The sequence below is a fragment of the Mucilaginibacter arboris genome, from assembly GCF_009754915.1.
In the GTDB taxonomy this organism is placed as follows: domain Bacteria; phylum Bacteroidota; class Bacteroidia; order Sphingobacteriales; family Sphingobacteriaceae; genus Mucilaginibacter_A; species Mucilaginibacter_A arboris.
This window is the reverse complement of sequence record NZ_WPIK01000031.1, coordinates 1-6242: the sequence shown is the minus strand read 5'-3', so window position 1 is coordinate 6242 and position 6242 is coordinate 1. Positions and strand designations below refer to the sequence as shown.

At 48.7% G+C, this 6242-nt stretch carries 2 tRNA genes and 3 rRNA genes; all 5 read right to left on the bottom strand.

From position 1 onward, the window contains the following. Positions 1 to 29: 29 nt before the first annotated feature. Positions 30 to 141, bottom strand: a 5S ribosomal RNA gene (gene rrf, locus GO621_RS18420). A gap of 235 nt (positions 142 to 376) precedes the next feature. Further along, positions 377 to 3260, bottom strand: a 23S ribosomal RNA gene (locus GO621_RS18415). 274 nt (positions 3261 to 3534) lie between these two features. Next, positions 3535 to 3608 (bottom strand) — tRNA-Ala (locus GO621_RS18410). 120 nt (positions 3609 to 3728) lie between these two features. Then, positions 3729 to 3803 (bottom strand) — tRNA-Ile (locus GO621_RS18405). 213 nt (positions 3804 to 4016) lie between these two features. Then, positions 4017 to 5536 (bottom strand): 16S ribosomal RNA (locus GO621_RS18400). The 16S, 23S and 5S rRNA genes sit together here with 2 tRNA genes alongside, the layout of an rRNA operon. Between the last annotated feature and the right edge of the window lie 706 nt (positions 5537 to 6242).

The following is a 6242-nucleotide window of genomic DNA, read 5'->3' as shown; positions in this document are numbered from 1 at the left end:
TGCACCAAGGGCGTTCCTGTTTTTATAAGATTTGGCACCGACCTACTCTCCCACCTTTTACGGCAGTACCATCGGCTCTGGCGGGCTTAACTTCTCTGTTCGGAATGGGAAGAGGTGGACACCGCCGATATAGGCACCTGAATGTTTTGAATGTTGTAAGTAAGGTCAAGGGTAGAAAGGTCAAAGGCGAAAGGTTTTAGCTTCCAGACTTACGGACTTTTCTGTCTTTCCTGGCTTGACAAACAATGACATATTATTGAAAGAAGATATTGTAGGGAAAACAACAGTATGAATTTGTTGGTGGCCTATAGTTCAGGATACGCCCATATTGCTATGAACAATGAACCCTTTACTATAACCATTATAATTACCTGCTATGAGAAAGCTTCGGGCGATTAGTACTGCTTGGCTATGGCATCGCTGCCTTTACACCGGCAAGCCTATCAACGTAGTCGTCTGCTACGGCCCTCAATGGAAGTCTCATCTCGTGGCTAGTTTCGCACTTAGATGCTTTCAGCGCTTATCTATCCCCAACGTAGCTACCCTGCAGTACACCTGGCGGCATAACAGGTTCACCAGAGGTTGGTCCAACCCGGTCCTCTCGTACTAAGGTCAGCCCCACTCAAACTTCCTACGCCCACAACAGATAGGGACCGAACTGTCTCGCGACGTTCTGAACCCAGCTCGCGTGCCACTTTAATGAGCGAACAGCTCAACCCTTGGGACCTTCTCCAGCCCCAGGATGTGACGAGCCGACATCGAGGTGCCAAACCTCCCCGTCGATATGAGCTCTTGGGGGAGATCAGCCTGTTATCCCCAGCGTACCTTTTATCCTTTGAGCGATGGCCCTTCCATGCAGGACCACCGGATCACTATATCCGTCTTTCGACCCAGCTCGACTTGTCTGTCTCACTGTCAAGCAAGCTTATGCTATTGCACTCCTCGTACGGTTACCAAGCGTACTGAGCTTACCTTTGAAAGCCTCCGTTACTCTTTTGGAGGCGACCACCCCAGTCAAACTACCCGCCAAACAATGTCCCCCGCTATGCAGGGTTAGACACCAAATACAGAAAGGGTGGTATTTCAACGTTGGCTAACCGACTCCTAGCGAAGCCGGATCACAGCCTCCCACCTATCCTACACATCCTGTACCCGATATCAATGTTAAGTTGTAGTGAAGGTGCATGGGGTCTTTCCGTCCCGTTGCGGGTAACCGGCGTCTTCACCGATACCACAATTTCACCGAGCTCATGGCTGAGACAGCGCCCAGATCGTTACACCATTCGTGCAGGTCGGAACTTACCCGACAAGGAATTTCGCTACCTTAGGACCGTTATAGTTACGGCCGCCGTTTACTGGGGCTTCGATTCAATGCTTCGCCTTGCGACTAACATCCCCTCTTAACCTTCCAGCACCGGGCAGGTGTCAGGCCTTATACGTCATCTTTCGATTTTGCAAAGCCATGTGTTTTTGTTAAACAGTCGCCTGGGCCTTTTCACTGCGGCTGATATTGCTACCAGCGCCCCTTCTCCCGAAGTTACAGGGCCATTTTGCCGAGTTCCTTAGCCATGATTCACTCGAGCACCTTAGGATCCTCTCCTCGACTACCTGTGTCGGTTTACGGTACGGGTTTTTATAACCTGAAGCTTAGCAGGTTTTCTTGGAAGTCTGCTTACCTACACTATCAGTGCCCCCGAAGGTTTACTGTACTATCAGCTTTCATCAAATCCTGCGTACTTAACTACAGGACCTATAACTACGGCCTTTAACGGACTATTCCGTCAGTCCGCGGTAGTGTCACTACTCCGTCACTGCATCGCAGTTATAAAAAGTACTGGAATATTGACCAGTTGTCCATCGGCTACGCCCTTCGGCTTCACCTTAGGCCCCGACTAACCCTGATCCGATTAGCGTTGATCAGGAAACCTTAGTCTTTCGGTGGGCGGGTTTCTCTCCCGCCTTATCGTTACTTATGCCTACATTTGCTTTTCTACCCGCTCCACAGTAACTTACGTACCTGCTTCTCCGCTGGTAGAATGCTCCCCTACCACTCACGTATCTTTCAACGTAAATCCATAGCTTCGGTAATACACTTGATGCCCGTTTATTATCCATGCCCGATCGCTCGACTAGTGAGCTGTTACGCACTCTTTAAATGAATGGCTGCTTCCAAGCCAACATCCTAGCTGTCTGTGCAACCGGACCTCGTTAGTCCAACTTAGTGTATATTTAGGGACCTTAGCTGATGGTCTGGGTTCTTTCCCTCTCGGCCCTGGACCTTAGCACCCAGAGCCTCACTGCCGTGTATATTTGATAGCATTCGGAGTTTATCTGGATTTGGTAGGATTTGACTCCCCCGCACCCAATTAGTAGCTCTACCTCTATCAAACTCTACCACGACGCTGTTCCTAAAAACATTTCGGGGAGTACGAGCTATTTCCCAGTTTGATTAGCCTTTCACCCCTACCCACAAATCATCCGGAAACTTTTCAACGTTTATCGGTTCGGTCCTCCAGTACCTGTTACGGCACCTTCAACCTGTCCATGGGTAGATCACAAGGTTTCGCGTCTACCTCCCCTGACTATACGCCCTATTCAGACTCGCTTTCGCTTCGGCTGCGTGGCTGAACCACTTAACCTTGCCAGGGAAGAGTAACTCGTAGGCTCATTATGCAAAAGGCACGCCGTCACGCAACTTGTACGCTCCGACCGCTTGTAAGCACACGGTTTCAGGTTCTATTTCACTCCCCTGTTCGGGGTTCTTTTCACCTTTCCCTCACGGTACTGGTTCACTATCGGTCTCTCAGGAGTATTTAGCCTTACCAGATGGTGCTGGCAGATTCCCACAGGGCGTCTCCGACCCCGCGGTACTCAGGATACTACTAACTTAACATTACTTACGCTTACGCAGCTCTCATGCCCTATGGCCCGGTTTCCCACCCGGTTCAGCTTCATTTTGTTAAATACATTGTAGTCCTACAACCCCACTTCTGCCGTAACAGAAGTGGTTTGGGCTTCTTCCCTTTCGCTCGCCACTACTCAGGAAATCACTATTGTTTTCTCTTCCTCTGCTTACTTAGATGTTTCAGTTCAGCAGGTTTGCGCATTATGCAATATACCTTCAGTATATTAGGTTTCCCCATTCGGAAATCTGCGGATCGGTTCATATTTGCTAATACCCGCAGCTTATCGCAGCTTATCACGTCCTTCATCGCCTCTGAGAGCCAAGGCATCCCCCGTGTGCCCTTTCTTACTTTCTTCTACATATGCCGCTTTTGCCCGGCATAGTATGCTTTATTTAGTTCTTACTTCGTTTTAAGTATTCAGTAATTAGTATCAAATATCAACGCTTGCGCCTCTCTACTTAAAACTTATAACCGATTGCTTAAAACTTAGTAGTCACCTACTGTTGTTTTCTCTTTCAATTATCTTCTTCCAATATGTCAAAGAACTTTTTTAGAGTTGTAAGTTTTACGTTATGAGTTGTAAGTCCTCACTTACTACTTATAACCTATCACTTAAAACTTCCAAACGTGGAGAATAACGGATTCGAACCGTTGACCCCCTGCGTGCAAGGCAGGTGCTCTAGCCAGCTGAGCTAATCCCCCTAAAAGATTTCAGTTGCCGGTTGCAGGTGGCCAGTTGCGGGTTGCAGTTCCGGGTCTTAACCCTTCGTCTTTTACCTTGCTTCCTTTTACCTTTACGCCTTCAACCTTTCGCCTTTCCTGTAGTCCCGAGCAGATTTGAACTGCTGACCCCTACATTATCAGTGTAGTGCTCTAACCAAACTGAGCTACGGGACTTTTTAGTGGTCAGTCATCAGTTATCAGTCTGCCGTTAGCGCTTGTTGCTGGCTACTAATGCTTTCCTTTCAACTTCTAAACTGCCAATGTCCTGTACCTGATTTCGGCCACAGCCACTGTGGCTTGTCTTTTGGGTTTTCTTTTATCTTTATTATTTAAGAAATATACATGTGCGCAGCGGACCGTTATGTTTTGCGGAAAGACCTGCTCTAGAAAGGAGGTATTCCAGCCGCACCTTCCGGTACGGCTACCTTGTTACGACTTAGCCCCAGTTACCGATTTTACCCTAGGACGCTCCTTGCGGTTACGTACTTCAGGCACTCCCAGCTTCCATGGCTTGACGGGCGGTGTGTACAAGGCCCGGGAACGTATTCACCGCATCATTGCTGATATGCGATTACTAGCGAATCCAACTTCACGGGGTCGAGTTGCAGACCCCGATCCGAACTGTGAACGGCTTTAAGAGATTGGCACCCTGTTGCCAGGTAGCTGCCCTCTGTACCGCCCATTGTAGCACGTGTGTAGCCCCGGACGTAAGGGCCATGATGACTTGACGTCGTCCCCTCCTTCCTCTCTGTTTGCACAGGCAGTCTGTTTAGAGTCCCCACCTTGACGTGCTGGCAACTAAACATAGGGGTTGCGCTCGTTGCGGGACTTAACCCAACACCTCACGGCACGAGCTGACGACAGCCATGCAGCACCTAGTTTCGTGTCCCGAAGGACTAAAGCGTCTCTGCTTTATTCACTAACTTTCAAGCCCGGGTAAGGTTCCTCGCGTATCATCGAATTAAACCACATGCTCCTCCGCTTGTGCGGGCCCCCGTCAATTCCTTTGAGTTTCACCCTTGCGGGCGTACTCCCCAGGTGGAACACTTAACGCTTTCGCTTGGACGCTAACTGTATATCGCTAACATCGAGTGTTCATCGTTTAGGGCGTGGACTACCAGGGTATCTAATCCTGTTTGATCCCCACGCTTTCGTGCCTCAGCGTCAATCACACTTTAGTAAGCTGCCTTCGCAATTGGTGTTCTGTGACATATCTATGCATTTCACCGCTACTTGTCACATTCCGCCTACCTCAGCTGCATTCAAGCCCGTCAGTATCAAAGGCAAGCTTCCAGTTGAGCTGGAAAATTTCACCCCTGACTTAACAGGCCGCCTACGCACCCTTTAAACCCAATAAATCCGGATAACGCTTGGATCCTCCGTATTACCGCGGCTGCTGGCACGGAGTTAGCCGATCCTTATTCCTACCGTACATTCAACCCTCTACACGTAAAGGGGTTTATTCCGGTATAAAAGCAGTTTACAACCCATAGGGCCGTCTTCCTGCACGCGGCATGGCTGGTTCAGGCTTGCGCCCATTGACCAATATTCCTTACTGCTGCCTCCCGTAGGAGTCTGGTCCGTGTCTCAGTACCAGTGTGGGGGGCCATCCTCTCAGATCCCCTAAACATCGTCGCCTTGGTGGGCCGTTGCCCCGCCAACTAGCTAATGTTCCGCATGCCCATCTTTATCCTATAAATATTTGATCATTGCACAATGCCGTGCTGTGATTTTATGCGGTGTTAATCTCTCTTTCGAGAGGCTATCCCCCAGATAAAGGTAGGTTACATACGTGTTACGCACCCGTGCGCCACTCTCATGGGGGCAAGCCCCCAATCCCGTCCGACTTGCATGTATTAGGCCTGCCGCTAGCGTTCATCCTGAGCCAGGATCAAACTCTCCATTGTAAAATGTGTTGTTTATCGCTGACCCTACTTTATTATTAAAATAGAATCTGTAAAATTACTATGTCCAGAATCTTTCTCTTTTTCTTAACGTGACCTTCTGGGTAGAAAGCCTCCGCTACGCTACATGTTATATATCTTAAAAGAACTTTATCGCCGCCCCGTCGCAGTTTGGCTTTTTATCGTTATCCGTATCGCTACGGCTAAATCAACCTTTTCATTATTCCGGCCCCGGTTCGCCCTTCGCCTGTTTTGTTTTTCCCTCGCCGTACGTCTTTAAATTCCCGTCCGGTTTGGGATTGCAAAGGTAGAAACTCTTTTTACATTTCCAAAAAATATTTTTATTTATTTTTTGGTAGCTTTCTGAAGCTTTTAAAGGACCGCAAACGCTGCCGCTTGCCACCTTTTCAACTTCCCTGCCTCTCCGCTTTTCAAACCCCTCGCCCCCCTTCCGGAAGCGGCTGCAAAAGTAAAAACTTATTTTAATCCTGCAAAACTTATTTTAAATTAATTTTGCAGGCCCTGAACAAAACTGCTGCCAGCCCGGCAACCTTCCCTTCACCCCCCATTCACCCCCCTCAAAACCATGCCCCCATCGCGGAAGCAGGGCGCAAAAGTAGAAAAAAGCCTGAAAAAGCACAACACCCCCCTACAATTATCCTAAAACCATTACTTAATGCCCTGTAAATCAACCGGTAAAAATGAAAAA